The sequence below is a fragment of the Nocardioides endophyticus genome (assembly GCF_039543845.1).
Lineage (GTDB): Bacteria > Actinomycetota > Actinomycetes > Propionibacteriales > Nocardioidaceae > Nocardioides > Nocardioides endophyticus.
On sequence record NZ_BAABKN010000019.1, the window covers coordinates 397,653 to 424,087 of the forward strand.

At 70.5% G+C, this 26,435-nt stretch carries 29 protein-coding genes; 7 read left to right on the forward strand and 22 right to left on the reverse strand.

All coding sequences use genetic code 11. From position 1 onward, the window contains the following. Positions 1-35: 35 nt before the first annotated feature. The 5 genes from tatA (at position 36) to ABEA33_RS16540 (ending at position 5,394) form a co-directional block, all read left to right on the forward strand. Positions 36-308, forward strand: coding sequence for a twin-arginine translocase TatA/TatE family subunit (gene tatA / locus ABEA33_RS16520; protein ID WP_345527940.1), 273 nt, complete (start codon positions 36-38; stop codon positions 306-308). Between the two features lie 90 nt (positions 309-398). Next, positions 399-1,166, forward strand: coding sequence for a twin-arginine translocase subunit TatC (gene tatC, locus ABEA33_RS16525; RefSeq protein ID WP_345527942.1), 768 nt, complete (start codon positions 399-401; stop codon positions 1,164-1,166). Next, on the forward strand, positions 1,163-1,579 hold the full coding sequence (locus tag ABEA33_RS16530; protein ID WP_345527943.1) for a hypothetical protein: 417 nt from the start codon (positions 1,163-1,165) through the stop codon (positions 1,577-1,579). The genes tatC and ABEA33_RS16530 overlap by 4 nt, the downstream gene beginning before the upstream one ends. A gap of 100 nt (positions 1,580-1,679) precedes the next feature. Further along, positions 1,680-2,561 (forward strand): diacylglycerol kinase, encoded by an 882-nt coding sequence (locus ABEA33_RS16535; RefSeq protein ID WP_345527945.1) that lies wholly within the window; start codon positions 1,680-1,682, stop codon positions 2,559-2,561. A gap of 31 nt (positions 2,562-2,592) precedes the next feature. Next, positions 2,593-5,394 (forward strand): DEAD/DEAH box helicase, encoded by a 2,802-nt coding sequence (locus ABEA33_RS16540; RefSeq protein WP_345527947.1) that lies wholly within the window; start codon positions 2,593-2,595, stop codon positions 5,392-5,394. A 48-nt stretch (positions 5,395-5,442) separates the two neighbouring features. Here the strand turns inward: ABEA33_RS16540 and ABEA33_RS16545 are convergent, their stop codons facing one another. Genes ABEA33_RS16545 through ABEA33_RS16555 form a run of 3 tightly spaced genes read right to left on the reverse strand, consistent with a single transcriptional unit; the run spans position 5,443 to position 7,542 of the window. Beyond that, on the reverse strand, positions 5,443-6,099 hold the full coding sequence (locus tag ABEA33_RS16545; protein ID WP_345527948.1) for an SDR family oxidoreductase: 657 nt from the start codon (positions 6,097-6,099) through the stop codon (positions 5,443-5,445). Positions 6,100-6,115: 16 nt separating this feature from the next. Then, positions 6,116-7,021, reverse strand: coding sequence for a 5'-3' exonuclease (locus ABEA33_RS16550; protein WP_425577441.1), 906 nt, complete (start codon positions 7,019-7,021; stop codon positions 6,116-6,118). Between the two features lie 53 nt (positions 7,022-7,074). Further along, positions 7,075-7,542: a MarR family winged helix-turn-helix transcriptional regulator gene (locus tag ABEA33_RS16555; protein WP_345527950.1), complete on the reverse strand. Its 468-nt coding sequence runs from the start codon at positions 7,540-7,542 to the stop codon at positions 7,075-7,077. Between the two features lie 185 nt (positions 7,543-7,727). Here ABEA33_RS16555 and ABEA33_RS16560 point away from each other — a divergent pair, with 185 nt between their 5' ends. Next, a complete protein-coding gene (locus tag ABEA33_RS16560) occupies positions 7,728-8,780 on the forward strand; it encodes a substrate-binding domain-containing protein (RefSeq protein WP_345527951.1) in 1,053 nt (350 codons plus the stop codon). Between the two features lie 20 nt (positions 8,781-8,800). On the opposite strand, the gene ABEA33_RS16565 is transcribed toward ABEA33_RS16560, so the two are convergent. The 11 genes from ABEA33_RS16565 to urtA form a co-directional block, all read right to left on the reverse strand. Continuing rightward, positions 8,801-9,580: an urease accessory protein UreD gene (locus tag ABEA33_RS16565; RefSeq protein WP_345527952.1), complete on the reverse strand. Its 780-nt coding sequence runs from the start codon at positions 9,578-9,580 to the stop codon at positions 8,801-8,803. Then, entirely contained in the window at positions 9,561-10,277 is a 717-nt protein-coding gene (gene ureG / locus ABEA33_RS16570; RefSeq protein ID WP_345527953.1) for an urease accessory protein UreG, read from the reverse strand. Before ureG ends, ABEA33_RS16565 begins: the two co-directional genes overlap by 20 nt. After that, positions 10,270-10,935, reverse strand: coding sequence for an urease accessory protein UreF (locus ABEA33_RS16575; protein ID WP_345527954.1), 666 nt, complete (start codon positions 10,933-10,935; stop codon positions 10,270-10,272). Before ABEA33_RS16575 ends, ureG begins: the two co-directional genes overlap by 8 nt. Positions 10,936-10,942: 7 nt before the next feature. Continuing rightward, positions 10,943-12,649 carry an urease subunit alpha gene (locus ABEA33_RS16580; RefSeq protein WP_345527956.1) on the reverse strand — a complete coding sequence of 569 codons (1,707 nt, stop codon included), beginning with the start codon at positions 12,647-12,649 and terminating at the stop codon, positions 10,943-10,945. Next, positions 12,642-12,980 carry an urease subunit beta gene (ureB, locus tag ABEA33_RS16585; RefSeq protein WP_345527957.1) on the reverse strand — a complete coding sequence of 113 codons (339 nt, stop codon included), beginning with the start codon at positions 12,978-12,980 and terminating at the stop codon, positions 12,642-12,644. The genes ABEA33_RS16580 and ureB overlap by 8 nt, the downstream gene beginning before the upstream one ends. Before the next feature lie 11 nt (positions 12,981-12,991). Continuing rightward, positions 12,992-13,294, reverse strand: a complete 303-nt coding sequence (locus tag ABEA33_RS16590) for an urease subunit gamma (RefSeq protein WP_345527958.1) — start codon at positions 13,292-13,294, stop codon at positions 12,992-12,994. Between the two features lie 3 nt (positions 13,295-13,297). Then, a complete protein-coding gene (urtE, locus tag ABEA33_RS16595) occupies positions 13,298-13,990 on the reverse strand; it encodes an urea ABC transporter ATP-binding subunit UrtE (protein ID WP_345527960.1) in 693 nt (230 codons plus the stop codon). Next, on the reverse strand, positions 13,990-14,790 hold the full coding sequence (gene urtD / locus ABEA33_RS16600) for an urea ABC transporter ATP-binding protein UrtD (RefSeq protein ID WP_345527961.1): 801 nt from the start codon (positions 14,788-14,790) through the stop codon (positions 13,990-13,992). The genes urtE and urtD overlap by 1 nt, the downstream gene beginning before the upstream one ends. Beyond that, a complete protein-coding gene (gene urtC, locus ABEA33_RS16605; RefSeq protein ID WP_345527962.1) occupies positions 14,787-15,884 on the reverse strand; it encodes an urea ABC transporter permease subunit UrtC in 1,098 nt (365 codons plus the stop codon). The genes urtD and urtC overlap by 4 nt, the downstream gene beginning before the upstream one ends. Further along, positions 15,881-16,765 (reverse strand): urea ABC transporter permease subunit UrtB, encoded by an 885-nt coding sequence (gene urtB, locus ABEA33_RS16610; RefSeq protein ID WP_345527964.1) that lies wholly within the window; start codon positions 16,763-16,765, stop codon positions 15,881-15,883. Before urtB ends, urtC begins: the two co-directional genes overlap by 4 nt. Positions 16,766-16,849: 84 nt before the next feature. Then, complete coding sequence (gene urtA, locus ABEA33_RS16615) at positions 16,850-18,109, reverse strand: urea ABC transporter substrate-binding protein (RefSeq protein WP_345527965.1); 1,260 nt, start codon at positions 18,107-18,109, stop codon at positions 16,850-16,852. Positions 18,110-18,301: 192 nt separating this feature from the next. Between urtA and ABEA33_RS16620 the strand changes: the two genes are divergently transcribed. After that, a complete protein-coding gene (locus ABEA33_RS16620) occupies positions 18,302-18,754 on the forward strand; it encodes an Lrp/AsnC family transcriptional regulator (protein ID WP_345527966.1) in 453 nt (150 codons plus the stop codon). A gap of 100 nt (positions 18,755-18,854) precedes the next feature. Here ABEA33_RS16620 and ABEA33_RS16625 read toward each other — a convergent pair whose 3' ends face one another. From ABEA33_RS16625 to ABEA33_RS16660, 8 genes are all read right to left on the reverse strand, one after another. Continuing rightward, a complete protein-coding gene (locus ABEA33_RS16625) occupies positions 18,855-19,070 on the reverse strand; it encodes a hypothetical protein (RefSeq protein ID WP_345527967.1) in 216 nt (71 codons plus the stop codon). Between the two features lie 213 nt (positions 19,071-19,283). Further along, on the reverse strand, positions 19,284-19,466 hold the full coding sequence (locus ABEA33_RS16630; RefSeq protein WP_345527968.1) for a hypothetical protein: 183 nt from the start codon (positions 19,464-19,466) through the stop codon (positions 19,284-19,286). Next, positions 19,463-20,410 carry a coiled-coil domain-containing protein gene (locus ABEA33_RS16635; RefSeq protein ID WP_345527969.1) on the reverse strand — a complete coding sequence of 316 codons (948 nt, stop codon included), beginning with the start codon at positions 20,408-20,410 and terminating at the stop codon, positions 19,463-19,465. Before ABEA33_RS16635 ends, ABEA33_RS16630 begins: the two co-directional genes overlap by 4 nt. Positions 20,411-20,523: 113 nt before the next feature. Beyond that, a complete protein-coding gene (locus ABEA33_RS16640; RefSeq protein ID WP_345527971.1) occupies positions 20,524-21,990 on the reverse strand; it encodes a KamA family radical SAM protein in 1,467 nt (488 codons plus the stop codon). 62 nt (positions 21,991-22,052) lie between these two features. After that, positions 22,053-22,655 (reverse strand): GNAT family N-acetyltransferase, encoded by a 603-nt coding sequence (locus tag ABEA33_RS16645; RefSeq protein WP_345527972.1) that lies wholly within the window; start codon positions 22,653-22,655, stop codon positions 22,053-22,055. Further along, entirely contained in the window at positions 22,652-24,253 is a 1,602-nt protein-coding gene (locus ABEA33_RS16650; RefSeq protein WP_345527973.1) for an amidohydrolase, read from the reverse strand. The genes ABEA33_RS16645 and ABEA33_RS16650 overlap by 4 nt, the downstream gene beginning before the upstream one ends. Next, positions 24,250-25,671 carry an AMP-binding protein gene (locus ABEA33_RS16655; protein ID WP_345527974.1) on the reverse strand — a complete coding sequence of 474 codons (1,422 nt, stop codon included), beginning with the start codon at positions 25,669-25,671 and terminating at the stop codon, positions 24,250-24,252. Before ABEA33_RS16655 ends, ABEA33_RS16650 begins: the two co-directional genes overlap by 4 nt. Continuing rightward, positions 25,664-26,425, reverse strand: a complete 762-nt coding sequence (locus ABEA33_RS16660) for an enoyl-CoA hydratase/isomerase family protein (RefSeq protein WP_345527975.1) — start codon at positions 26,423-26,425, stop codon at positions 25,664-25,666. Before ABEA33_RS16660 ends, ABEA33_RS16655 begins: the two co-directional genes overlap by 8 nt. Between the last annotated feature and the right edge of the window lie 10 nt (positions 26,426-26,435).

The following is a 26,435-nucleotide window of genomic DNA, read 5'->3' on the forward strand; positions in this document are numbered from 1 at the left end:
AGCAACCAACAGATGAGGTCACGATGCTCAACCCCATGATCGGAATGCCCCAGGGAGCCGAGTGGCTCGTCATCCTGGCAATCGTGGTGCTCGTCTTCGGCGCCGCCAAGCTGCCTGATCTGGCCCGCGGGACTGGCCAGGCGCTGCGCATCTTCAAGGCCGAGACCAAGGGCCTGCGTGACGACGACGAGGACGACGTCAAGGACACGACGACGCCGCCCGTCGCTCCGCCGCCGGTCGAGCTGCCGCCGACGACCCCCGAGCAGCCGCAGGCCGAGGACCGCCAGGCCGACAAGAACAACGGCTGACCCGGGACGCCCCGCACGCCCGTGGCGCTACGAGGTATCTTTCGGCTCTTTTCCGGCAAGCCCGTCCACCCCGTGGGGGAGGACGGCCGGATGGCGCTCTCGGACCACTTCCGAGAGCTCCGCTCGCGCGTCCTGAAGGTCGCGGTCACGTTCCTGGTCGTCTTCGTGGTGTCGTTGTTCTTCTTCGACCGGCTGTACGACTTCGTCTACGCGCCGTACGCGACGGCAAAGGAGTCGCTGCCCAAAGGTTCTAGCCTTGCTACGACCAGCGGCCCCGGCGGCGGCCTGATGCTGTACCTCAAGCTGTGCGGGTTCACCGCCGTGCTGGTCACCTGCCCGGTCTGGCTCTACCAGATCTGGGCCTTCATCATGCCGGGGCTGCACCCGAGTGAGAAGCGCTGGACCCAGATCTTCGTCGCGATCGCGGCGCCGCTCTTCCTCATCGGAGTCGTGCTTGGCTTCGTGACCCTGCCGAAGGGCCTCGAGGTCCTGATTGGGCTCAACCCGGACGGCATCACGAACCTCGTCGACTTCAATGAGTACCTCCAGTTCTTCACCAGGACCCTGCTGGTCTTCGGGCTCGCGTTCGAGATCCCCGTCTTCGTGGTGATGCTCAACCGCGCCGGGGTGGTCAAGGGCAAGACCCTCGCCCAGTACCGGCCGTGGATCATCGTCGGCATCTTCGTGTTCGCGGCCATCGCGACGCCGTCCACGGACCCGTTCACGATGACGATCATGGCGGTGCCGATGGTGGTGCTGTACGGGATCTCCGAGGTCATCGCGCGCGTCCACGACCGCCGCAAGGCCGAGCGTGCACCGAACGCAGGTCTCTCGCCCGACGAGGCGTCGCCGCTGTGACCGACGACGCTCTGCCCGACGATCTAGGCCCGGTCGACCCCTTCGACCTCCCGGAGTGGCTGGGCGTCGCGGAGGTGACCTGGTCGGCGCGCGCTGGTCTGCGCACCGGGTACGCCGTACCCGGTGACCTGCATGCGGAGGGCCAGGAGACGCTCGCGTGCGACCTGCTCGGGGTCGATGAGGCGTACCCGGTCCCGATCGCACCTGACGGCGTACGCCGGCGCGCCCACCAGGCGTGGCGCAACGGCGAGGTCCACCTGGTCCGCCGTGAGGGTCGGCTGGCCCTGGCCGTGCCGGGCACGTTCTTCACCGCCGACCTGGTCCTGGACGCGTTCGCGCGGCTGGCGCGGGCGGTAGGTGCCTCGGCGGACCGCTACACCGTCCAGCTCCGGATCGGCGACTCTGGCCGCTAGGCCGCTCTCGCACCTGCGGATTGGTCACCAACCGCAGATTTCCGGCCTCAGATCTGCGGTTGGTGACCACACGGCGGGTCTCGATGGCTACTGTTCGCCCGTGACCGGCAGCCCGGGCGAGACCGTCCTCCTGACCAACCCGACGTCCGGCAAGGGGCGCGGGGCGAAGGCGCGCGACGCGGCCCTTGCCCGGTTCAAGGAGGCGGGGATGAGCCCGCGCAGCCTGGCCGGCCGGGACGCCGACGAGGCGCTCGACATCGCCCGGCAGTGCGTCGCCGACGGCGTGGAGACGCTCGTCGTCGCAGGCGGGGACGGCATGGTCCACATCGCGGTGCAGGCCGTCGCCGGCACCGCGACCAGGCTGGGGATCATCCCGGCCGGCACCGGCAACGACGTGGCCCGCTACTTCGACCTGCCCCGCAAGGACCCCCGGGCCGCCACCGAGCGGGTCCTGGCCGGCCGCGCCCGGACCGTCGATCTGGCCCGCAGCGGGTCGCAGTACTTCACGACTGTGATGTGCGCCGGGTTCGACGCTGTCGTCAACGAGCGCGCCAACAAGATGACCTGGCCGAAGGGACAGATGCGCTACAACATCGCCACCCTCGCCGAGCTGCGCACGTTCAACCCCCTCCCGTACACCCTCGACCTGGACGGCGAGACGGCCTCGCTCGACGCGATGATGGTCTCGATCGGCAACGGCCCGTCGTTCGGCGGCGGCCTGCGGATCACCGAGGGCGCGGTGCTCGACGACGGACTGCTCGACGTGGTCATCATCAAGCCGATGAGCAAGCGCGCGCTCGTGCGCACCTACCCGAAGCTCTTCAAGGGAACCCACACCACGCACCCGGCCTACGAGCACCACCGCGTGCGGTCCGTCACCGTCGCGGCGCCCGGGATCGTCTCGTACGCCGACGGCGAGCGTTTCGGCCCGCTGCCGCTCACGGTCGAGTGCGCGCCTGGCGCGCTGACCGTCCTGCACTGAGCGGCTTCACCTCGGCCCTAGGCTGGGTGTCATGAGCACCGCGGACGACCAGGAACTCTCGCCGTCCGAGCGGTACTCGTCGTACCGTAAGAAGAAGCTGCATCCGGTCCTGAAGGACTTCGCCGGCCTCTACGACTTCCCGCTCGACGACTTCCAGTACCGAGGCTGCGAGGCCATCGAGGAGGGCCGCAGCGTCCTGGTCGCCGCGCCGACCGGGTCCGGCAAGACGATCGTGGGCGAGTTCGCCGTCCACCTGGCGCTCGAGACCGGCCGCAAGGCCTTCTTCACCACGCCGATCAAGGCGCTCTCGAACCAGAAGTACGCCGACCTGGTCGCCCGCTACGGCGCCGACAAGGTCGGCCTCCTGACCGGGGACAACGTCGTCAACGGCGAGGCACCCGTCGTCGTGATGACGACCGAGGTGCTCCGCAACATGCTGTACGCCGGCTCCCGCACCCTGCTCGGCCTCGGGTTCGTCGTCATGGACGAGGTGCACTACCTCGCCGACCGGGCGCGCGGGGCGGTCTGGGAAGAGGTGATCATCCACCTCCCGGAGTCCGTCGCCCTGGTGTCGCTCTCCGCGACGGTCTCCAACGCGGAGGAGTTCGGCGAGTGGCTCGCCACCGTCCGGGGCGACACCACGGTCATCGTCGAGGAGCGCCGGCCGGTCCCGCTCTACCAGCACGTGATGGTCGGCAAGCGCCTCCTCGACCTGTTCGCGTCCTCGGACGTCGACGCGGCCGCCGGCTTCGTCAAGGAGGGCGCTCCGGTCAACGACGAGCTGCTCAAGGTCGCCCGCGACGACTGGGCCAGCACCCGCATCAAGGACCGGCGTACGCCGCGAGGGGCCAAGAAGACCGGGCAGCGCAACGTCGGCAACGGCCGCCGGGTCTGGATCCCGAGCCGGGTCGACGTCATCGATCGGTTGGACCGAGAGGGCCTGCTGCCGGCGATCGTCTTCGTCTTCAGCCGCGTGGGGTGTGACGCCGCCGTCACCCAGTGCCTCAACGCCGGCATCCGCTTGACGAAACCGGAGGAGCGCGACGAGATCTTCGCGTTCGTCGAGGAGTCCTGCCGGCACCTCCCTCCCGATGACCTGCAGGTGCTCGGCTACCACGACTTCCTCGACGGGCTGACCCGCGGCATCGCCGCCCACCACGCCGGCATGCTGCCGGCGTTCAAGCAGTGCGTGGAGGAGCTCTACGTCCGCGGGCTGTGCAAGGTGGTCTTCGCGACGGAGACCCTCGCGCTGGGCATCAACATGCCCGCCCGCACCGTCGTCATCGAGAAGCTCGACAAGTGGAACGGCGAGACGCACGCGGCGATCACGCCGGGGGAGTACACCCAGCTCACCGGACGGGCCGGGCGCCGCGGCCTGGACGTCGAAGGTCACGGCGTCGTGCTCTGGCAGCCCGGGATGAACCCGCGAGAGCTGGCCGGACTCGCCTCCACCCGCACGTACCCGCTGCGCTCGTCCTTCCGCCCGTCGTACAACATGGCCGTCAACCTCGTGCACCAGTTCGGCCGGACCAAGTCGCGCGAGCTGCTGGAGCAGTCGTTCGCGCAGTTCCAGGCCGACAAGGCAGTCGTCGGGCTGGCCCGGCAGCTGCGCAAGGCGGAGGAGGCTCTGGAGGGCTACCGGGAGGCCGCCGCGTGCGACCGGGGCGACTTCATGGCGTACGCCGGCCTGCGCCAGCGGATCAGCGACGCCGAGAAGGGCGCCAGCAAAGCGCGCAAGGCCGACCTGCGCGAAGAGTCCGCGGCTTCCCTGAAGGACCTGAAGCCCGGCGACGTGATCATGGTGCCGACCGGGAAGTTCGCCGGCTGGGCCGTGGTGGTGGACCCTGGCTGGTCACCCGAGGGGCCGCGGCCGTACGTCGTGACGTCCGACCGCCAGGCCCGGCGGCTCGCGATGATCGACTTCCCGGCGCCCGTGGAGGCGATGGGGAAGGTCCGGATCCCGAAGAACTTCAACGGCCGCAACCCGCAGATGCGCCGCGACCTCGCATCGGCGCTCAAGTCGAAGACGCACGACCTCGCGCCGCCGCGACTGACCAAGCAGCGCGGACGCGACCAGACGCGCACCCACGCCGACGACGAGATCGGCCGGCTGCGAGACGAGCTGCGCGCGCACCCGTGCCACGACTGCCCCGACCGCGAGGACCACGCTCGCTGGGCTGAGCGCTACTACAAGCTCGACCGGGACGCGCAGACCCTGCGCCGCCGCGTGGAGCAGCGCACCAACACGGTGGCGCGCCAGTTCGACCGGGTCTGCGACGTGCTGACCGCGTTGGACTACGTCGAGGGCGACACGATCACCGACCGGGGCCGGCACCTGATGCGGCTCTACTCCGACATGGACCTGGTGGCCGCGGAGTCCATCCGCCTGGGTCTCTGGGACGACCTGTCTCCGTCGGAGCTGGCCGCGGCGCTGTCGGTGCTCGTCTTCGAGGCCCGACGGCCCGACGATGCCTCCTCACCCCGGCTGCCGGGCGGCGCCGTGCGCGAGGTCATCGGCGAGATGGTGAGGCTCTGGGGCACGCTCGACGCCCTCGAGCGCGATCACAAGCTCGACTTCCTGCGGGCGCCGGATCTCGGCTTCGCGTGGGTCGCCTACCGCTGGGCGGAGGGCGACGACCTCGACGATGTGCTCAGGGCCAGCGACCTCGCGGCGGGGGACTTCGTGCGCTGGATGAAGCAGCTCATCGACCTCGCCGGCCAGGTCGCCGGCGCCGCCGGCAACAGCCCGCTGCGGGAGACCGCGCGGCAGGTGGTCAGAGCCCTGCGCCGAGGGGTCGTCGCCTACGACAGCCTCACCGACGACGAGGAGTAGCCGACGGCGTCGTGTGCACCGTTTGGTCACCAACCGATGGTCGCGATGTCAGCTGGCGGAGGCGATCGCCTCGGCGACCGGCGTGTCGCCGCCCATCAGGTCCCACTGCCGCCCGATGCTGCGCCGCGAGTCGAGGACCCCGGCGAGGACCGCGGCGACATCGGCCCGGGTGACGTCTGCCTTCGGGAGCTCCGCCGCCAGGCTGACCAGACCGGTGGCGGGGTCGTCGGTGAGGATGCCGGGCCGGATGATCGTCCAGTCCAGGTCGCTGGCGCGGAGCGCGATGTCGGCATCGCGCTTGGCCTCGACGTAGGCCCGCCACACCGCACCGGTGTGGGCCGGCAGCGGGTCGTCCATGCCGCTCGCGGAGACCTGCACGAAGCGGGAGATCCCCGCCATCCGAGCGCCCTCGATCGACTTGAGCGATCCCTCCAGGTCGACCGTCCGCTTGCGCTCGGCGTTGCCGTCGGGGCCGCCGCCGGCGGTGAACACGACTGCCTCGCAGCCCGCGAACGCCGCTGCAAACGCCGCCGCGTCCTGCCGCTCGATGTCGAGCAGCCGGACTTCTGCACCCTTGCCCTCGAGCTCGGCGCGGTACTCCTCCTTGCGGACCAGCGCGACCGGGTCGTGGTCGGACCGGCGCAGGTCGTGGATGAGGTGGCGGGCTATCTGACCGTGGCCACCGACGATCGCAATACGGCTCATGCGGCCACCGTACGGGTCAGAGCGAGACGAGCGCCTCGGTGAGGCGCTGCACCGGGCTCTCGATGCCCCACTTCTCGCCGAGCTCGGCAACGCGACGCAGGTCGACCGGCTCGGGCGGCAGCCGGGTGGCGGGGGAGTCGAGGTCGATGTCGCGCGCCACGGCGACCACCTGGGGCGCGACGGCGAGGTAGTCGGCGGCCGCCTTGATCTTGCCGCGTGGGCCGGGACCCATGTCGCCGTCGGGATCGGCAGCTGCGGCGATGATCCCGTCGATGTCGCCGAACCGCTGGAGCAGCGTCGCGGCCGTCTTGTCGCCGACGCCGGGCACACCGGGAAGGCCGTCGGAGGCGTCACCGCGCAGGGTGGCGAAGTCGGCGTACTGCCGGGCGTCGATGGCGTACTTCGCGCGGACCCAGTCGTTGGTGACCCGCTCGTGCTTGCCGACGCCGCGCGCGATGTAGAGCACGCGCACGCCGGCCTCGTCGTCGACGAGCTGGAAGAGGTCCCGGTCGCCGGTGACGATGTCCACCGGCTGGCGGGCCTGGCTCGCGAAACTGCCGATGACGTCGTCCGCCTCGTAGCCGTCGGCGCCGACCACGCAGAGCCCGAAGGCCTCCAGGACCTCGAGGATGATCGGCACCTGCACCTCGAGCGGGTCCGGCACCTCCTCGATGTCGGGAGCGCCGCTCCTCTCGGCCACCACCCGGTGCGCCTTGTACGACGGCAGCAGGTCGACGCGCCACTGCGGGCGCCAGTCGTTGTCCCAGCAGCAGACCAGGTCGGTGGGCCGGTAGTCACCCACCAGCCGCGAGATGAAGTCGAGGAACCCGCGCACGGCGTTGACCGGCGTGCCGTCCGGTGCCTTGATCTCCGGAACCCCGAAGAATGCCCGGAAGTACATCGAGGCGCTGTCGAGCAGCATCAGTCGTCCCGCAGAGGGTTCGGTCACAGCGGCATCCTGCCACGGGCCGGGAGTCAGTCGAACAGGTGCGGGATCAGGCTGAGCTCGTGCCCGAGTGTCGCGAACCGGGCGGAGCCGAGGCCCTGTGCGATCGCAGCCTCGACGACCCGTTCGACGGCGCGCAGCCGCAGGGCGAGCTCCTCTCCCATGGGCGAGAGGGCAGCGACGACCCGCCGCTTGTCGCCGGGATCGATGCGTCGCACGACCATCGCGCGCTCGACCAGGTGGTCCATGTGCCGGGTCAGCGTCGCAGCGGGCAGCACGGCCTCGTCGGCGATGGCGGACATCCGGGCTCCGGGCCGAGCCAGCAGGACGGTCATGATCCGCCAGTGCTCAAAGGTCAGACCGGCCTCCGCTAGCGGTGGGTCGAGCTGGCGGCGCAGGGAGCGCTCGGCCTGGGTGAGCAGCAACGCCAGGCTGGGTACGTCCGACGCGGGACGGAGGCCGTCGTGGGCAGCCAGGTCGCCGGTGCTCTCCGTCATCCCGCCTCCTCCCGGCAGTGGGGTTCGTCTCACCCCTGCGAATCCCTCAGCGGAACCGGCGGCGACGCTCTTATCCTAGGCCATCACCGAAGCACGAACGGGCACCTGAGGCCGGTCCGGCACCACCGCACACCGGAGGTCCAGTGGATCCGAGGGCAGTCAAAGCGGGACGTCGGGAGCGAGACGTGCTCCCGATCGCTTTCGTCGTGCCCCTGCAAGGTCCCACCGGCCTCTACGGCCCGTCCTGCCTGGCGTGCGGGCAGCTCGCTGCCGAGCAGCTGAACGCCGGCGACGGCATCCTCGGTCGACAGGTCGAGCTCGTGGTCATCGACTCGGGTCGAGACGCCGAGATCGTGGCCGACGAGGTGGGCGCACTGGTCGACGCCGGTCGGGTCGACGCGATCGCCGGGTGGCACATCTCGGCCGTGCGGCAGGCGATCACGCGCAGGGTCGGCGGCCAGGTGGTCTACTCCTACGCCGCGATGCACGAAGGGCGCGACGACACCCCCGGTGTCTTCATGCTGGGGGAGCGTCCGATCAACCAGCTCCTCCCGGCGGCGCACTGGATGCGCGAGCAGCTGGGGGTTGGACGGTGGGCCGTCGTCGGCAACGACTACGTCTTCCCGCGGGTCACCGGTGCGACCGCTCGACTGGCCCTCGACGGCACGGGCTCGCAGGTCGTCAGCGAGACCTACGTCCCGCTCGGGACGACGAACTTCCGCCCCGTACTCGAGGCGCTCGACCCCCGCCAGGTCGACGGCGTGATCATGCTGCTGATGGGCCAGGACGCGGTGCACTTCAACCGCCAGTTCGCCAGGCTTGGCCTCGACTCCGCGCTCAACCGGCTCAGTCCAGCTGTCGAGGAGAACACACTGCTGGCTGGCGGGGCCGGTGCCCACACCGGCCTGTACGCCGCCGCGGCGTACTTCGACGGCATGGGGACCGCCGAGAGCTCCGAGCTCGCTCGCGGCTACTACGAACGCTTCGGCCAGTGGGCGCCGGCGCTGAACGCCGTGGGCGAGTCGTGCTACGAGGCGATTCTCTTCCTGGCGCGGCTGGCCCGCGTCAGCGGCGGGATCGACGTCGCGGCGGCCGCTGGGATGCAGTCCGGGCAGTTCTACGACGGACCTCGGGGTCTGGTGCGGCTCGACGGGAACCTGTTGGACCAGAACGTCTACCTGGCGGCCGCCCAGGGGCTGGAGTTCGAGGTCCAGGAGCAGATCTCCCGCACCACCTGAGCACGCCGTCATCGGGTGCATCATCGAGCGATGGTGTCGACGGCGGCCGCCCAGTGCGCGTCGGCGAGACCTCGATGCGCCTCATCGGCCAACCGGCGCAGCACGGTGCCGCTCCGCTCGAGGTCGAACCGGTGACAGCCCAGGGTCCCCGCAAGCTCTGGGACCCTGGCGCCCAGGACCATGACCGTGTCGACGACCCGCTTGCCCCCGAGCAGCATCACTGCTCGGTCGGCATCCAACGCCAGCTCCTCGACCAGCAACGGATCTCCGTGCTCGTCGACAGCGGCCGTCCGCTGCCGCACCTGGCCGGCAGGTTCACCGGAGCGCCCGAGCACCAGTGTCTCCCGCAGCGCGAGTGTGGCCCCGTCGGCGACCTGGACCGTCGTCGTACGCCGGACGAGCGCCCCTGCCGCGACCACGAACGGCTCTCCCGCCCAGGTCAGGGTGGCGCCCTGCCCGAGCCGGACGTCGACGTCCCACGTGGCCCGCCCCCCGCGCATGTCGTAGGCCACCGTGCCGGCGGGCTCGATCAGCTCGAGGCCCGCTCCCGGACCCACGTCGATGTGGATCGCGACGGCATCGTCGGCGAGCAGCAGGGCACCGTCCGGCACCAGGGCCACCCGGGCGCGACGTTCGTCGACGGCGAGCAGCATCGGACGGATGACAGGGCGGCCGGGACCACCGCTCGCACCGAGCCCGACCCGGACGGCGCCCTCGTCCTCGGTGCGCCTGACGGAGATCGTCGTCAGCTGCGGGCCGGTCGGCGCGGTCGTCCGCCGGTCAGGCGTGAGCGTGCTCATGCGGATGGGGGTGGTCGTGAGCATGGACGTGCGCTGCCATCGGCCCCGGATCGACCGGGACGAGGTGACCGCTGCGGTGCCGCGCCAGCTCGCCGAGCACCCACGCGACCAGCGCGGCGACAGACTCCGGGTCGGTGCGCGAAAGGGCGACGACGGCCCCGTCGGCGCGGGCGAGGCGGGCATCCGCGACCATCCGGTCGCGGTCGACGCCGACGTACGGCGCCAGGTCGGTCTTGTTGACCACGAGGAGGTCCGCGCGCTCGATGCCGGGCCCGCCCTTGCGGGCCACGTCGCCCCCACCGGCGACGTCGAGCACGAAGATCTGGGTGTCGACCAGCGCCGGCGAGAAGGTCGCCGTCAGGTTGTCGCCCCCGGACTCGATCAGGATGAGGTCGAGCGGTGCGAAGTCCTCCTCGAGCATCTCGACGGCGAGGAGGTTCGCGCTGATGTCGTCGCGGATGGCCGTGTGGGGGCACGCACCGGTCTCGACCGCCCGGATGCGCTCGGGGTCCAGGACTCCGGCCGAACGCAGGAAGCGGGCGTCCTCGTCGGTGTAGATGTCGTTGGTGATGACCGCGAGACGGAGCGACGAGGCGAGCTCGCGGCACAGCAGGGCGATGAGAGAGCTCTTCCCTGTGCCGACGGGCCCGCAGACGCCGAGCCGTAGCGCGCGGTCGGGATGGGTGGTCTCAGGCACTGAACAACCTCCTGGTGGTGGCGGCGTGGTCCTCGGCCCACGCCTCGATCTGTGGTGCTCCGGTGGCGGGGATCTCGTCGGGCGCGGTGAGCGGTGCGACCATCCGGGCGAGCTCCTCGACGGCGGGCAACGCGGAGTGCGCCCAACTGGTCACGTCGTAGGGATCGAGGGGCATCAGCTTGAGTGCCGCGGCGCACACCGTCTGGACGTCGTCGTACCCGACCAGGCGTGCCAGGGAGACCGCGTCGAGGCCCGCGGCCGCTCCAGCCGCAGCGATGGCCACACTGCGAGAGGGATGCTCGATCCCGGCCAGGGCGGCGAGGGCGGCATCACCGGGCCAGAGCCGGTGGGCGAGACGAAGGAAGGCGCGAGCCTGGGTACGCGACGTCGTGCGCATCGCGGCACTCGGCGTCCGGGCGGCCCAGGCCGCCTCCACGGGGGCCGTGGCCAGTCCGCGCACGAGGTGGTGCCGGGCGACGACAGCCGTACTCGCCTCGACCCGCGCGACCGTCTGGAGCCTGGCTCGGAGGTACCCCGGGACGTCCCGCGCCGCGAGGCCCTGAGCCACCGCAGGCTCGAGCTGGGCCGACTGCGTGTGGCCGGCGACCGGGAGGCGCGCGTCGGCCAGCAGCATGAGGAGGAGCTCGGGATGCGGCACGGCCGGCTCAGAACATCGAGTACAGCTGGGCGAGCGGGAGCTCGGTCGCCGGGGCAGGTTCGACGAGCTCGCCGTCGATGGTGATCGCGAAGGTCTCGGGGTCGACCTGGATGTCGGGGAGGGCATCGTTGTTGATCATGTCGGCCTTGCCGATGTCCCGTGTGGGCGAGAGCGGCGCCAGCCGGCGCCGCAGGCCAAGCCGCTCGCCCAGTCCGTCGGCGATGGCCGCGGGCGAGACGAAGGTGACGGCGTGGTCGGCGCCGGTGCCGTCCGCCGGGTCGATCAGGGTGTGCCGCATGAGAACGGGCTGCGGAGTCGGGATCGAGGCGTTGGGGTCGCCGAGCGCGCCCCAGACCAAGGCGCCGCCCTTGATGACGACCGCGGGCCGGATGCCGAAGAAGCGCGGGTCCCACAGCACCAGGTCGGCGAGCTTGCCGGGCTCGACGGAGCCGACCTCGTGCGCGATGCCGTGGGCGATGGCGGGGTTGATGGTGTACTTCGCGACGTACCGGCGAGCACGCACGTTGTCCGCTCGTCCCCCGAGTGAGCCGTACCGCTGCTTCATCACGTGCGCCACCTGCCACGTCCGGCAGATCACTTCACCGATCCGCCCCATCGCCTGCGAGTCGGAGGACGTGATCGACAGCGCGCCGCGGTCGTGCAGCACGTCCTCGGCGGCAATCGTCGTCGCGCGGATCCGGGACTCGGCGAAGGCGAGGTCCTCGGGCACCCGTGGGTTGAGGTGGTGGCAGACCATCAGCATGTCGAGGTGCTCTGCCACGGTGTTGACGGTGTGGGGGAGGGTGGGGTTGGTCGAGCCCGGGATGACGTGCGCGAGCCCGGCGATCTCGAGGATGTCCGGTGCATGCCCGCCGCCAGCCCCCTCCGCGTGGAACGCGTGGATGGACCGACCACGGATCGCGTTGACCGTGGACTCCAGGTAGCCGGCCTCGTTGAGGCTGTCGGAGTGCAGCGCCACCTGCAGTCCGTGCTCGTCGGCCGCACGGAGCGCCGCGTCGATGGCGGCGGGCGTGGAGCCCCAGTCCTCGTGCACCTTGTACGCCCCGGCGCCGGCGAGCGCCTGCTCGGCCAGTCCCGGGGCGCTGACCGTGTTGCCCTTCCCGAAGAGGATCACGTTGAGCGGAAGGGAGTCCAGGGCTCGGTGGACCACGCCCAGGTGCCACGCACCGGGCGTCACCGTCGTCGCCTTCGAGCCCTCGGAGGGCCCGATGCCGCCCCCACCGACGGTGGTGATGCCGGTCGCCAGGGCCTCGACCAGCTGCGATCGCGAGAGCAGGTGGACGTGGATGTCGATCGCGCCGGCGGTGAGGATCTTGCCCTCACCGGAGATGACGTCGGTCGACGGCCCGATGAGCAGCGCGGGGTGCACACCGTCGGCGATGTCCGGGTTGCCGGCCCGTCCGAGCGCGACGATGCGGCCGTCCCGGATACCGACGTCGGCCCGCACGACGCCCCAGTGGTCGAGCACCAGGGCGTTCGTGATCACCGTGTCCAGGGCGCCTTCGGCCCGGGTGGTGGTGCCCTGGGCCATCGACTCGCGGATCGACTTGCCGCCGCCGAAGACTGCCTCCTCGCCCCCGAAGGTGAGGTCTCGCTCGACCTCGATCCATAGGTCGGTGTCGCCCAGTCGGACCTGGTCACCGACCGTCGGTCCGTACAGGGCGGCGTACGCCGCGCGCGTGAGCTCAGCCATCGGCGCGCACCTGGCTCTGCCGCACCTGCAGGCCGGGCACGACCCGTCGGCCCCGGAGCGCGACGACCGCCACCTCGCGAGAGGCCCCGGGCTCGAAGCGTCGGGAGGTGCCGGAGGGGATGTCGAGCCGGAACCCGGCCGCCCGCTCACGGTCGAACTCCAGGGAGCTGTTCACGTCCGGCAGATGGATGTGGGAACCGATCTGGACGGGCCGGTCGCCGGTGTTCAGGATCACCAGCGAGCCACGCTCCTCCGGACGACGGTCGGCGTTGATCTCGACGATCCCGTCGGCGACGCGGATGGCGCCGGGACCGGTGCTCGAGCTGGACACGTGGCTCCTCCTCAGGCGATCGGGTGGTGGATGGTGACGAGCTTGCGCCCGTCGGGGAAGGTCGCCTCGACCTGCACGTCGGAGAGCATCTCGGAGACACCGGCCATCACCTGGTCGCGGCGCAGCACGTCGCGGCCGGCGGTCATCAGCTCGGCGACAGTGACGCCATCGCGAGCCTGTTCGACAACCCAGGTGCTCAACAGCGCGACGGACTCGGGGTAGTTGAGCCGCACGCCGCGCGCGAGACGGTCGCGAGCGACCATCCCGGCAACGGCGAGAAGCAGCTTCTCGGTGTCGCTCGGTGTCAGGTGCACGCGTCAGACCGCCATCGCCGCACGGACGTCCCCGACCGCGTCCGGCCCGCCGTCGCCGCTCGACGTGACGCGACCCGACTCCAGGACGTAGTAGCGGTCGGTCACCCGGAGCGCGAAGCCGACGTGCTGCTCCACGAGGAGCACCGAGAGGTCACCACGCGCGGTGAGTCCGCTGATCACGGCCTCGATGTCGGCCACCACGTTGGGCTGGATGCCCTCGGTGGGCTCGTCGAGGATGAGCATCCGGGGTTCGGTGAGCAGCGTGCGGGCGATCGCCAGCTGCTGCCGCTGCCCACCGGAGAGCAGCCCGGCCCTTCGGCTCAGCAGCCCCCGGAGGGCAGGGAAGGTGTCGAGCACGTCGTCGATCAGGCGCCGGCCGCTGGGCCGCCGGTCCGCGACCAGCTGCAGGTTCTCCATGGTGGTCAGTTGGGGGAAGCAGAGCTGACCCTGCGGCACGTAGCCGAGTCCGCGGCGTACTCGCTGGTTGGGCCGCGTCTTGGTGACGTCGACTCCGTCGAGAAGGATGGTCCCGTGCTTCACGGGCAGCAGACCGACGGCTGCGCGCAGCAGAGTCGTCTTCCCGGCCCCGTTGTGACCCATCACCGCTACCGATGCACCGGGTGACACGACCAGATCGACGTCGTGCACGACGGTGGTGCGGCCGTAGCCGACGCTGACCCCTCTGAGCTCCAGCATCAGGCTTCCTCTCCAGCTGCCTCGGCAGCGACCGCGACGGGGTCGGCGTTCACCGCATCAGCCGTACGGCCCAGGTAGACCTCCTGGACCCGCGCATCGGCCTGGATCTCGACGACCGTGCCGGACGTGAGCACCTTGCCCGCGTGCATGACGGTCACCTTGTCCGCGAACTGGCGGACGAACTCCATGTCGTGCTCGATGACGACGATGGTCCGCTCCGCGCCGATCCGTTTGAGCAGTGCACCTGTCTCCTCGCGTTCCTCGGCACTCATCCCGGCCACCGGCTCGTCGAGGAGCATCACCTTGGCGTCCTGCACCAGCAGCATCCCGATCTCGAGCCATTGCTTCTGACCGTGCGCCAGCACCCCGGCCGGCCGGTGGCGCAGCTCGCTCAGGCCGATGGTGTCGAGCGCTTGCTCGACAGACTCCGTGACGCCACGCCGAGGCAGCGCCAGGCGCCACGCACTGCGGTGCACGCCGCCGGCGATGTCGAGGTTCTGCAGCACGCTGAGGTGCTCGAACACGGTGGCGGTCTGGAAGGTCCGCCCCACGCCGACCCGCACGATCTGGTGCGACTTCATCGCGAGCAGGTCGTGGCCGTCGTACCTGGCCAGGCCGCCGCCTCGGACCAGGCCCGTGAGTGCGTCGACCAAGGTGGTCTTGCCGGCGCCGTTGGGCCCGATCAGGAAGTGCAGCTCGCCCTCGATCAGGGTGAGATCGACGTCGTCGACCGCCTTGAAGCCGTCGAAGTCGACGATCAGTCCCTGGACCTCCAGGTAGTCCATGCCTCGGGTCGTCATGCCGATCCCTCCTTCCGGGCCACGCCGCGTTGCGGGATGGCGGCCCATAGCCTGGGCAGCACCGAGGCGAGTCCCGCGGGGAGGAAGAGGATCACCACGATGAAGAGCGCACCCTGGAAGTAGGTCCACTGGTTCGGGAACGACTCCGAGAGCGCCGACTGGCCGTAGCCGACGGCGAGCGCGCCGAGCGCAGGCCCCAGGAGCGAGGCCCGTCCACCCAGCGCGACTCCGGCGATCAGCATGATCGAGGCGGATGCGCCGACGTCCGAGGGCGAGATGATGCCCGCGATCGGGGCGAACATGGCGCCGCCGATGCTCGCCATGATCGCGGCGACCACGTAGGCCACCAGCTTGATGTTGGCCGGGTCATAGCCCAGGAACCGGACCCGTTCCTCGGCGTCACGCGTGGCGACGAGGAGCTCCCCGAAGCGGCTGCGGTTGAGGTGCCAGACAATGACCAGGCAGGCGATCAGCAGAGCGGCCACGATCATGTAGAGCATCCGCTTGTTCACCGGGTCGTAGAGGTTGTACCCGAAGAACGTCGAGAAGCTGTTCAGGCCGTTGAAGCCGCCGGTCTCGTTGATCGTCGCGACCAGGAGCGTGGCGAAGGCGACGGCGAGGGCCTGATTGAGGATCGCGAAGTAGGAACCCCGGACGCGGCGCTTGAAGATCGCGAACCCCAGTACGGCGGCCACTGCGGCCGGGAGGAGCACGATCACGAGCAGGGTGAAGGCCCCGCTCCGGAACGGCTCCCACCAGACCGGCATCGTGCCGTCGCCGTAGAGCGCCATGAAGTCCGGGACGTTGCCGGGACCGGCGGCCGACAGCTTGAGGTGCATCGCCATCGCGTAGCCGCCGAGGCCGAAGAAGACTCCCTGCCCCAGCACCAGCATCCCGCCTCGACCCCACGCCAGACCGATGCCGACGGCGGCGATCGCCCAGCAGCAGTACTTCCCGAGGTTGCCCAGCCGGAAGTCGCTGAGGGCGGCCGGCGCGACCAGGAGCAGGGCGAGGGCCAGGAGGGCGATGCCGGCCAATCCGCCCCAGGTGCGGAACAAGGCGGCCGTCCCCGCCGTACGCTGCTTCCCGCTCATGCCAGCCCCCTCGTGCGCACGGTGAAGAGGCCCTGGGGGCGAATCTGCAGGAAGACCACGATCAGCGCGAACGTGATGACCTGCGCGATGCTGCCGCTGAACCAGTCGGTCAGGTAGGCCGTCAGCACGCCGATCAGGAAGGCGGCGATCACGGTGCCCTTCAGCTGGCCGAGCCCGCCGGCGACGACGACCAGGAATGCCGGGATGATGTAGGTACTGCCCAGGGTCGGGTTGGTCCCGGACGAGAGCGAGATCGCGACGCCGCCGATGCCCGCCAGCCCCGAACCCACGAAGAAGGTGATCCGGTCCACCCGACGCGTCGAGATCCCCATGGTCTCGGCGAGGTCGCGGTTTTGGACCGTGGCCCGGATCTGCCGGCCGAAGGATGTGTAGCGCAGCAGCGCCGACAATCCCGCGAGCGCGATCAGGGCGAGGACGATGGTGAAGATCCGCGTGTACGGCCAGTTGTAGCCGAAGACGTCGATGCTCCCGTCCAGCCAGCTGGGCTCGTGGACCGGGTCGCCCTGCGCCCCGAACAAGTCCTTGGCGAGCTGCTGGAGCACCATGCTGACACCGACCGTCACCAGCAGGGTGTCGAGCGGACGTTTGTACATCCACTGGATGATCCCGCCCTCGAGAGCCACACCCAGGAGCCCGGCCACCACGAAGGCCACCGGAATCGCGAGGAGGATCGAGACGTCGGTGTTGGTGACGACCTGTTGGGTGAGGTACGTCGTGTAGGCACCGGCCATCAGGAACTCGCCGTGGGCCATGTTGATGACACCCATCTGGCCGAACGTCAGGGTCAGGCCCAGAGCGGCGAGGAGGAGGATCGCACCGGTCGACGTGCCGGTGAGCAGCGGGGTGGTGAAGGCGTCCATGCAGACCTTTCCAGTCGGTGGTCCCGCGCCCTGGTGGGCGCGGGACCACCGCTTGACGAGCTGGTGGGGTGGTTCAGCGACGCGTCACTCCGCGCTCGAGTCCCACCAGTCGTAGCTCTCGAGGAACGGGTCCGGCTCGATCGGCTCCTCCGAGCTCCACACCACGTCGAACTGGTTGTCGGAGTTGATCTGACCGATCAGTCCGGTCTTCGCGATGTGGTGGTTCTCACCGTTGATCGTGACGGTCCCCTCAGGGGCGTCGAACGAGACCCCGTCCGAGGCGTCGTTGACGTCCTCGACATCGAAGGACTTCGCCTTCTCGACGGTGTTCTTGTACAGGTAGAGGGACGTGTACGCCGCCTCCATCGGGTCCGAGGTCGGGCGGTCCGCGCCGTACTTGGCCTGGAACGCCTTGATGAACGCCGCGTTGTCCGGGGAGTCGACCGACTGGAAGTAGTTCCAAGCCGCGAACTGACCCGTGACGTCCTTGCCCATCGCCGGCGCCTCTTCCTCGGCGATCGACACCGAGATGATCGGCGACGAGTCCGGCCCGAGGCCCTGCTCGTAGTAGGCCTTGATGAAGCCGACGTTGGACGACCCGTTGATCGTGTTGAAGACGAAGTCCGGCTTGGCCGCGACGATCTTCGCGACCTGGGTCGACCAGTCGTCGCTGTCGAGCGGGACGTACTCCTCGCCCACGATCTCGATCCCGAGCTCCTCGGCGTACTGCTTGATGATCTTGTTCGCCGTGCGCGGGAAGACGTAGTCGGAGCCGGCCAGGAACAGGGTCTTGACGCCCTTGCTGGCGAGGAAGTCCATCGCCGGGATGATCTGCTGGTTCGTGGTTGCACCCGTGTAGTAGATGTTCTTCGAGGCCTCGAGCCCCTCGTACTGAACGGGGTAGTACAGGAGGCCGTTCGCGCCCTCGACGACGGGCAGCATGGCCTTGCGGGAGGCCGAGGTCCACCCACCGAAGACGGCGGCTACGCAGTCACTGGTGAGGAGCTTGCCGATCTTCTCTGCGAAGACGGCCGGGTCGCTCGCACCGTCCTCCTCGACCGGCTCGATCTGCTTGCCGAGGATGCCGCCGTCGGCGTTGATCTCCTCGGCCGCGAGCAGCAGCGAGTCCCTCACGGTCTGCTCGCTGATTGCCATCGCACCGGAGGTGGAGTTCAGGAACCCGAGCTTGATGGTGTCGCCGGACGTGTCGACACAGCTCGCGGCTCCGGCGCTCGCGCTCTCGACGTCGCCGTCGCTTGACTTCGAACCACAACTGCTCAGAACCAGGGCCGCAGCGAGCACCGCCGCGGAGCTCGCCAGCAGGCGAGCGCGTGAATCGGACACGGATGGACCTCTCGGGGGTGTGGACCGCACCAGGTGCACGACGTTGTGAACCACTTGGGGCAGGACGCTAGGGAGCACAGATTTCGAATTACTACCGAATGGAATTAATTCGATGTAACGCGGTACCGCGTTCAGCGCCCGCGTCACTGCGATCCGGACGCGGTCCAGCACTCGTGCTCTAGTCTGATCGCCGTGAGCCAGTCGGAACTCGAAGCAACGGACCGCAAGATCCTCGAGCTTCTCGCGAACGACGGGAGAATGTCCTTCACCGATCTCGGCAAGGCGACCGGGCTTTCGACGTCCGCGGTCCACCAGCGGGTGAAGCGACTCGAGTCCCGCGGGCTCATCCGCGGGTACGGCGCGAGCATCGATCACGAGCAACTGGGGCTGCCGCTGACGGCGTTCATCTCGATCCGGCCGATCGACCCCTCGCAGCCCGATGACTCGCCAGAGCGAGTGCGTGGCATCCCGGAGATCGAGTCGTGCTGGTCGGTCGCGGGCGACGAGTCCTACATCCTCAAGGTACGGGTGGCGACGCCGGCCGCACTCGAGGACCTGCTGGCCCGCATCCGAGCGGCGGCGAACGTCTCCACCCGGACGACCATCGTGCTGTCGACGCCGTACGAGAACCGTTCCGTCACCTGAGCCGTCGGGCCGCAGACATGCGGATCGGTCACCAACGGCAGAAGTCCGGTCCTGAGGTCTGCGGTTGGTGACCAGACCGCGCAGCCTCGGGGCCAAGGACTCACCCGGAAGCAGGCCCGGGACGACGCCCCAGCGCCTTGTCGTTCTCCCGCAGCAGGCGGGCGGCCTCGGCGAGCTCGGCGCCATTCGACCGGACCGCACGTGCGCCGCGACCTTGCGCGTCGCTCACGAGCCGCGCCGGTGAGACGAGCACGGTGCCGTCGATGCGCAGCAGTCGTACGCCGAGGACCCGCCCCAGCAGCTGGGTCTGGACCACGATGCCGTCGGAGAGGTCACCCGTCGCGTCGGGACGGAGCCGCGGCGCTGCTCCACCAGTGGTCGACCCTCGACGCCAATGACCCGTCCGCGCCGTACGACTCCATTCGCTTCGCCGCCGCCTGTGCCAGAACCTGGATCTGGGCATAGCGCTCCCTTCCCGCTCGCGCACCGAGGACGTAGGCGACACCGACGGCACAGACCGTGGTGAGCCTCATGACCGGTCCGCCCGTCGGCGCAGCGCGGTCGTGGCCGCACTGGCGGCCGACACCGCGACCAGGCTGGCGGCAGCGGCGGCGCCCGAGGCCGCGATCTTGCGCACGGGCAGGTGCATCAGCGGCGCGGCCACCTTCTCCGGGGCCGTCTTCTTGCCGAAGATGCTCATGACCGCGTTCATGACTGCGCCTTCCGGAGCTTCTGGCCGTTGCGGTTGATCGCCGTCGTCAGCTCCTGCTTGGTCATCGAGCTGCGGCCCTGGATGCCTTCCGCGGCGGCCAGGTCGAGCAGCTCTGCCTTGCTGAGGTCGCCCAGCCGGCCCGGTGTCGAGCGGTCGGACCTGCTCTGCGCGACCTCGGCCGCCGTGCGGGCGGTGGAGGTGCGCATCTCCTCGGCTCGCTTCACCGCCGCCTCGGCGCTCGCGGCGTCACGATGGGCGTCCTGCGCGATCTGCTCAGCCTGGGCGCGAGCGCTCTGGGCCGCGGCCTCGGCCGCCTCGGCCGCCTCGTCGGCCCGTTGCCGCGCATCTGCCAGGAGCTCGGTTGCCTCGCGGTAGCGATCCTCGGCCTCGCCCTGCGCGCGCTCGGCAGACTCACGGGCATCCTGGGCGCGCGCCTCCGCGGCCCGCTGCTCCTTCGCCAGTACGTCGTCCGCCCGCTTCTGGGCGTCCTGCTTCGCACGTTCGACCCGCTCGTCGGCCTCGCGCCGCGCCTCGGCTACGCGTTCGTCGACCGCGGCACGCTGCTCCGCGCGCACCTGCTCGACGTACGCCTTCTCGTTCCGAGACGCCTCCTCAGCGCTTTCGGCGAGCTCGTGCGCGCGCTGCGCTGCTTCGAGGGCGTCGTGCTCGGCCTCCTTGGCGCGCTCCGCGGCGTCACGAGCGCGGGCCAGCCGCGCCTCCACCGAGTCCTGACCCGGCAGCGCGTCCTGCAGCGACGCCCGCGCGCTGCGCAGGCTGTCACGGACACCTCCCGTGCCGGACGACCCGCTACCGCGTGGGTCCTCGGTCGATCCGTCGCCAGGCGATATCGCCCGTCCGATCAGCCAGGACGCGTTGCGGGGGATGTCCCGCATCCCCGTCGCCAGCGTCCCTACCAGTCCGTGACTACCGTTCCTGTCGCTCATCGAGATCCCCTCCGCGCTGACCCGCCTCCCTGCGGGCGACGTGTGGCCCACGTCACAACGATCGGTACCCGTCGGGTCTTCGGGCATGCGCCGGGCGGGTCCGAGCGCGAGCGCTACCAGGCCTGCAGCGCCGCCGTACGACGCGACGCCTCGGCCATCTCGGCGGCGCGGAGCGCCGACTCGTCGAGGTTGCCGTGCTCGGCCCACCAGCGCTGGCCCTCGGCGGGCAGCGTGTGGATCGGGTCGTAATACTCGTAGGTCTTGGTGAGCGCGTCCTGCGAGGTGGCCTCTATCGAGGTCCGGTAGTTCTTCGTCCAGTAGGAGATGCCGCGCTCGGAGTCGTAGTCGGCGAGCTGGTGCACCCAGCGCTTCCCGACGAACGGCACGTCGCAGACGATCCGCGGCGTCGCGAACCCAGGCAGGTAGCCCATGATGTGGTGCTGCAGCCGCTGGGCGTCGCCGACCGAGACCCGCCAGTGCTCCGAGTTGGGGATCAGGTCGCACATGTAGAAGTAGTATGGCATGATCTGCGCGCCATCGAGCAGGCGGAAGCACAGGTCGAGCAGCGCGTGCGGATCGGCGTTGACGCCGTTGAGAAGGACGCCTTGGTTGCGCACGTCGCGTACGCCGGCGTCGAGCATCGCGCGGGAGGCCTCGGCGACCAGCGGCGTGATCGAGTTGGCGTGGTTGGCGTGGGTGTGGATCGCCAGCGAGACCCCGCGCGAGCGGGCGACGGTCGCGACCCGCTCGACGCCGGCCCGGACGTCGTCCTGCAGCCAGTGCTGGGGGAGCCCGACCAGGGCCTTGGTGGCGAGCCGGATGTCGCGGATGTTGTCGATCTCGAGGAGCCGGGTGAGGAAGTCCTCCAGCCGCGGCCACGGCATGTTGGCCACGTCGCCACCGGAGACGACGACGTCGCGCACCTGCGGCGTACGGCGCAGGTAGTCGAGCATCGACCCGAGCCGGTCGACCGGCTTGCCCACGAACTTGAGCTTGTCGACGGTCGGGGTCGAGTTGCCGACCAGGTCCATGCGAGTGCAGTGGCCGCAGTACTGCGGGCACGTCGGGAGCAGCTCGGCGAGCACCTTGGTCGGGTAGCGGTGGGTGAGACCCTCGGCGACCCACATGTCGTGCTCGTGCAGCGAGTCGCGGGTGGCGTGCGGGTGCGACGGCCAGTCGGTGCGGCGGTCGGAGAAGACCGGGACCATGTAGTGCCGGACCGGGTCGGCGTAGAACGCCTCGGTCAGCGAGCCGGGGCCGGCCGGTGTCTCGTGCGGCGCGATGGTGTTCATCATCTGCGGCGGAAGCAGCATCGACATCGTGGCCCGCTCGGCCTGGTCGCGCTCGAGGTCGGCGTAGAACCGCTCGTCGACGAGGTCGCCCATCAGCTCGCGCAGCTGCTTGACGTTCTTGACGCAGTGGGCTCGCTGCCACTGCACCGACTCCCACTCCGCGGCGGTGACGTCGCGCCACCCCGGGAAGCGGGTCCAGTCGGGTTCGACGAGCTCGACCCGCTGGTACGGGTACGGCTGACCGGAGTGGTCCTCGACCATGGCTGCGATCGACGTCTCGATACTCATGGAGCGAGGTTAGACGGAGATCTTGCGGTCTGCCAATCGAAACGCCGGACGTTCTCCTGTCGTTACAACCGGCTCCCAAGCAACGTCCGGCGTACGGCGGGATCGGCGGCCGGTACGCCGTACCTGCGGAGGTAGACGGTCTCGACCAGCTCGCGCAGCGGCGGCTCGGGCTCGTCGGCGAGCGGGGCGTCCATCAGCAGCAGCTGCGGCGCGTGCCCGTCGTCGTGCGGCGGCAGGTAGTCGCGCACCGGCAGGAGCCGGCCGCCGAGCCGTTCGTAGAAGACGATCCGGCGCCGGTGCTCCTCGACCAGCTCGGGGGAGAGGCCCGCCTCGTCGGGGTCCTCGACGTCCCAGATGAGCCGGGTGCGGCCGTCCGCGGCCAGCCGCGCGGTCAGCGAGCGCCACATCGTCGAGCCGGTGCCGCGTCCACGCCGCCCGACGGCGTAGTAGCGCAGGAAGGTCCAGCGCGTCTCGGCCAGGTCCCGCACCAGCGCGAAGCCAGCCGGGCCTTCCTCGTCGAGCAGCACCAGCATCCGGTCGACGAACAGGTCGTCGAACGGGACCTGGAGCTCCTCAGGGAAGGCGTCCTCGTAGATGGCACGAACCGCCCGCCGCTGCTCAGCGGTCAGCGTGGCCGCCTCGACCAGGGTCATCGGGTGGCTCATCGCTCCCACACGACCTCTCCGGCCAGCACCGTCGACAGCACCTCGATGTCGCGGATCGCCCTCGGGTCCACCGTAGCCGGGTCGTCGGAGAGCACGGCCAGGTCGGCGTACTTGCCCACGGCGACCGTCCCGCGGTCGCCCTCCGCGTGCGAGGCGTACGCCGAGCCGAGCGTGTATGCCGTCAGCGCCTCCAGCCCCGTGATCGCCTCCTCCGGACCGCACGGCTGGCCGCTGTCGGTGCGCCGGTTGACCATGTCGTGGATGCCGAGCAGCGGGGCCCCGTCCACCACCGGGCGATCGGAGCTGCCCGGCGGCATGATGCCGGCGTCGAGCAGCGACCGGTACCGGTAAGCCCAGCCGGCGCGCTCCGGGCCGAGGGCGCGGAGCATTCCGTCACCGATCTCGCCGACGAACCGCCCCTGCGGCACCGGCACCACGCCCAGCGAGGCTGCGCGAGCCACCTGGTCTGGCCGCGACACCCCGAAGTGCTCGATGCGATGGCGTATGTCGGGCCGCGGCCAGCGCCGTTGTGCCTCCTCGACGGCGTCCAGCACGAGGTCGATCGCGGCGTCGCCGATGGCGTGCGCCGCCACTCGCCAGCCGGATCGGTGGGCGTCGAGGATCCGGGCGTGCAGCGCTGCGGCGTCGTCCTGGAGGAAGCCGCGCTCGCCCGGGGTGTCCGCGAAGTCCTCTGTCATCGCGCAGGTGTGCCCGATGAGTGACCCGTCGCTGAAGATCTTCACGGGCCCGATCCGCAGGCGGTCGTCGCCGAGGCCGGTGCGGATGCCCAGGTCCAACCCCAGGGTGATGTCGTCGCTGGCGTGGGCGGCGAGCGGATGCAGCACGTCGGTGGCCACCATCAGCTCCACCCGCACCGGCAGCCGGCCGAGGTCCAGGGCGCGTTGGTACGCCGCCACCTCGACCGGGCTCTTGCCGATCCAGCCACCACCGACGCCGGCCTCGACGACGCTGGTGATGCCCTGCGACAGGTAGACCCGCCCGGCTCGCTCGATCGCGGCGACCAGGGTGTCGACGGGGTACGGGAGGACCAGCCGGTTGAGCAGCTGCTGGGCCTGCTCCTGGAGCAGCCCGGTCGGCCTGCCGTCACTGTCGGTGACCACCAGGCCACCGGGCACGTCGACCGCCGCCGCGGCGAGGCCGAGGTCGTCGAGGAGCGGACCGTTGGCCACGCACATGTGCCCGGACGTGTGCTTCAGCCAGACCCGCCGACCGGGCGCCGCCCGGTCGAGCGCGTCCCGGTCGGGGTGGCCGCCCAGCTTGTTCTCGTCGTACCCGGCGCCGACGATCCACTCGCCCTCGGGTGCGGCCGCCGCCCGGGTCGCGACGGCGTCGTACAACGCGTCGAGTGACGGCACCCGGAGGTCGACCTCGTTGAGGGACAGCCCGTACCACGCCATGTGGTTGTGGGCGTCGTGGAAGCCCGGCGTCACGACCGCACCGCCGAGGTCGATCGTCCGGTGGGCCGCGACCTCCTCGAGCGCGACGATCCGGTCGCGCCAGATCGCCACCGCTGGAGCAACGGCATCGCCGTCGAGCGTACGGACGCGCGCGTTGGTGAGCAGGAGGTCCGCCTTCACAGCTCGGCTCCCAGCTTGGCCTTCTCCACCCGGTGCGACGCCGTCAGGGGGAGGTCGTCGCGGAACTCCCAGATGCGCGGCACCTTGAACGCCGCCAGCCGCTCGGAGCACCACGCGGTCAGGTCCTCCGAGGAGACGCCGGGCGCCACGACGTACGCCTTGACCTCCTCGCCGCGGATCTCGTCGGGTACGCCGACGACGGCCGCGAGCCGGACCGCGGGGTGGGCGAGCAGCACGTCCTCCACCTCGTGGGCCGCGATGTTCTCGCCGCTGCGCCGGATCATGTCCTTGAGCCGCCCCTCCAGGCAGATCCGGCCCTGGTCGTCGAGCCGGGCCAGGTCGCCGGTGGGGAACCAGCCGTCGACGAACGGGTCCGGGCGGCCCAGGTAGCCGTCCATCATGCCGGGCCCGCGCAGCCACAGCTGGCCACCGACGTCGATCCGCACCTCGCGGTGCGCGGCCGCCCGGCCGAGGCAACCCGAGCCGACCAGCTCGTCGTGGTCGCCGGGGGAGACGCGGATGTCGGCGCCCGTCTCGGTCATGCCGAACGCCTCGAACCACGGCACGCCCCACCGCGCCTCGAGCTCGGCGTGCAGGGCCGGCGGGATGGCCGAGCACTGCACCACTCGCACGCGGTGGGCGCGGTCGGCCGGGTCCGGCGGCATCTTGAGCAGCAGCGTCGGCATCGCGGCGAGGCAGTAGAAGTAGGTCACCTCGTGCTCGCGGACCTTGGCCCAGAACGTCGAGGGGTGGAAGCCGTCGAGCAGGACCAGGTGAGCGCCGGACATCAATGCGGTCACGACGTTCCACTGCGGGTCGAGGTAGAAGAACGGCTGAGCCGTCAGCATCACGTCGTCCGCAACGACGTACGGGAACTCGTCGAGCATCGAGTTGCCCAGCGTGGTCCAGTAGCGGTGGGTGAGCACGCAGCCCTTCGGATGCCCGGTCGTGCCCGAGGTGTACTGCACGTTGACGGGAGTAGCCGGGTCGACCGGTCCCTGGGTCCAGCTGCGGGCCGGGACGAGGTCGTCGACCAGCACGACCTCCGCGAGCGGTGCCAGCAGCTCGGCGTACGACGGCGAGGTGATCGCGACGCGTACGCCCGCATCGGCGACGACGTGGCCGGCGTCGGCGGAGCGGTAGCGGACGTTGAGCGGCACCATCGCCGCACCGATGCGCATCAGCGCCAGCCACACGAGGGGGAACTCCGGCTGGTTGTCGAGCATCACCGCGACCCGGTCACCCGCCTCGATGCCGCGCTCACGCAACACTTGGGCGTACGCCGCGGACCGGCGCGCGACGTCGTGGAACGTCAGGGTCGTTGCCGGTGCGTCGCCCGGGTCGAAGGTCCACGCGGGGCGGTCGGGCCAGCGCTCGGCCGCCACCAGCAGGTGGTCGACCAATGACTGCTCAGCCACGGGTGAAGGCCTCCTTGGGCGCCTCGCCCTCCCCGGACAGGGAGGTCAGGACGGCGTGGTCGACCTCGCGCACCATCGCCTCCTCCAGCGTGGCATCCAGGCCGTGGTCGAGCACCTGCTTCGCGAGACTGAGCGCGAGCGGCGGGCGCTCGACCAGGCGCTGGGCCAGCTCGAGCGCCGCGGCCTCGTGCTCACCGGACGGCACCGCGCGCGCGACCAGCCCGATCCGGGCGGCCTCGGCACCGGTCACGCGGTCGCCGAGCAGCAGCAGCTCCTTGGCCTTCGCCCAGCCGACCAGCATGGGCAGCAGCCGCGAGATCCCACCAGTCACGCTGAGGCCGACGCCGACCTCGGGGAACCCGAACTGGGCGTCCTCTGTCGCCACGACCACGTCGCAGGCCAGCGCGAACTCGCAGCCCGCACCGAGGGCGTATCCGTGCACCGCCGCGACCACCGGCCCGGGGAACCGCCGGGTCAGGCGGGTGACCTCCTGGATCGCCTCGAGCCGGAGCCGGGTCTGCATCGGCGTCTCGACGGGCTCGGGCTCCTTGAGGTCGTGCCCGGCGCAGAAGGCCCGGCCCCTTCCTGCGAGCACCACCACACGTGCGTCCTCCGCAGCGGCGCGGGCCAGGGCTGCGCCCAGCTGTTCGGTGAGCGCGACCGTCACGGCGTTCAGACGCTCCGGCCGGTTGAGGTGCACCAACGCGACCTCACCGTCGCGGCGGTACTCGACAAGCTCAGTCTCGACCCCCATCGAGGCCTCC

Bases quoted from the DNA above. Each gene is read 5' to 3' on its own strand.
- urtC (WP_345527962.1), bottom strand. From the start codon at position 15,884: ATGAGCGGGAAGCAGCGTACGGCGGGGACGGCCGCCTTGTTCCGCACC.
- ABEA33_RS16645 (WP_345527972.1), bottom strand. From the start codon at position 22,655: ATGAGCCACCCGATGACCCTGGTCGAGGCGGCCACGCTGACCGCTGAG.
- tatC (WP_345527942.1), top strand. From the start codon at position 399: ATGGCGCTCTCGGACCACTTCCGAGAGCTCCGCTCGCGCGTCCTGAAG.
- urtB (WP_345527964.1), bottom strand. From the start codon at position 16,765: ATGGACGCCTTCACCACCCCGCTGCTCACCGGCACGTCGACCGGTGCG.
- ABEA33_RS16565 (WP_345527952.1), bottom strand. From the start codon at position 9,580: ATGAGCACGCTCACGCCTGACCGGCGGACGACCGCGCCGACCGGCCCG.
- ABEA33_RS16540 (WP_345527947.1), top strand. From the start codon at position 2,593: ATGAGCACCGCGGACGACCAGGAACTCTCGCCGTCCGAGCGGTACTCG.
- ABEA33_RS16630 (WP_345527968.1), bottom strand. From the start codon at position 19,466: ATGAACGCGGTCATGAGCATCTTCGGCAAGAAGACGGCCCCGGAGAAG.
- ABEA33_RS16635 (WP_345527969.1), bottom strand. From the start codon at position 20,410: ATGAGCGACAGGAACGGTAGTCACGGACTGGTAGGGACGCTGGCGACG.
- ABEA33_RS16660 (WP_345527975.1), bottom strand. From the start codon at position 26,425: ATGGGGGTCGAGACTGAGCTTGTCGAGTACCGCCGCGACGGTGAGGTC.
- urtE (WP_345527960.1), bottom strand. From the start codon at position 13,990: ATGCTGGAGCTCAGAGGGGTCAGCGTCGGCTACGGCCGCACCACCGTC.
- ABEA33_RS16545 (WP_345527948.1), bottom strand. From the start codon at position 6,099: ATGAGCCGTATTGCGATCGTCGGTGGCCACGGTCAGATAGCCCGCCAC.
- ABEA33_RS16550 (WP_425577441.1), bottom strand. From the start codon at position 7,021: ATGCTGCTCGACAGCGCCTCGATGTACTTCCGGGCATTCTTCGGGGTT.
- urtD (WP_345527961.1), bottom strand. From the start codon at position 14,790: ATGACGACCCGAGGCATGGACTACCTGGAGGTCCAGGGACTGATCGTC.
- ABEA33_RS16580 (WP_345527956.1), bottom strand. From the start codon at position 12,649: ATGGCTGAGCTCACGCGCGCGGCGTACGCCGCCCTGTACGGACCGACG.
- ABEA33_RS16640 (WP_345527971.1), bottom strand. From the start codon at position 21,990: ATGAGTATCGAGACGTCGATCGCAGCCATGGTCGAGGACCACTCCGGT.
- ABEA33_RS16555 (WP_345527950.1), bottom strand. From the start codon at position 7,542: ATGACGGAGAGCACCGGCGACCTGGCTGCCCACGACGGCCTCCGTCCC.
- tatA (WP_345527940.1), top strand. From the start codon at position 36: ATGATCGGAATGCCCCAGGGAGCCGAGTGGCTCGTCATCCTGGCAATC.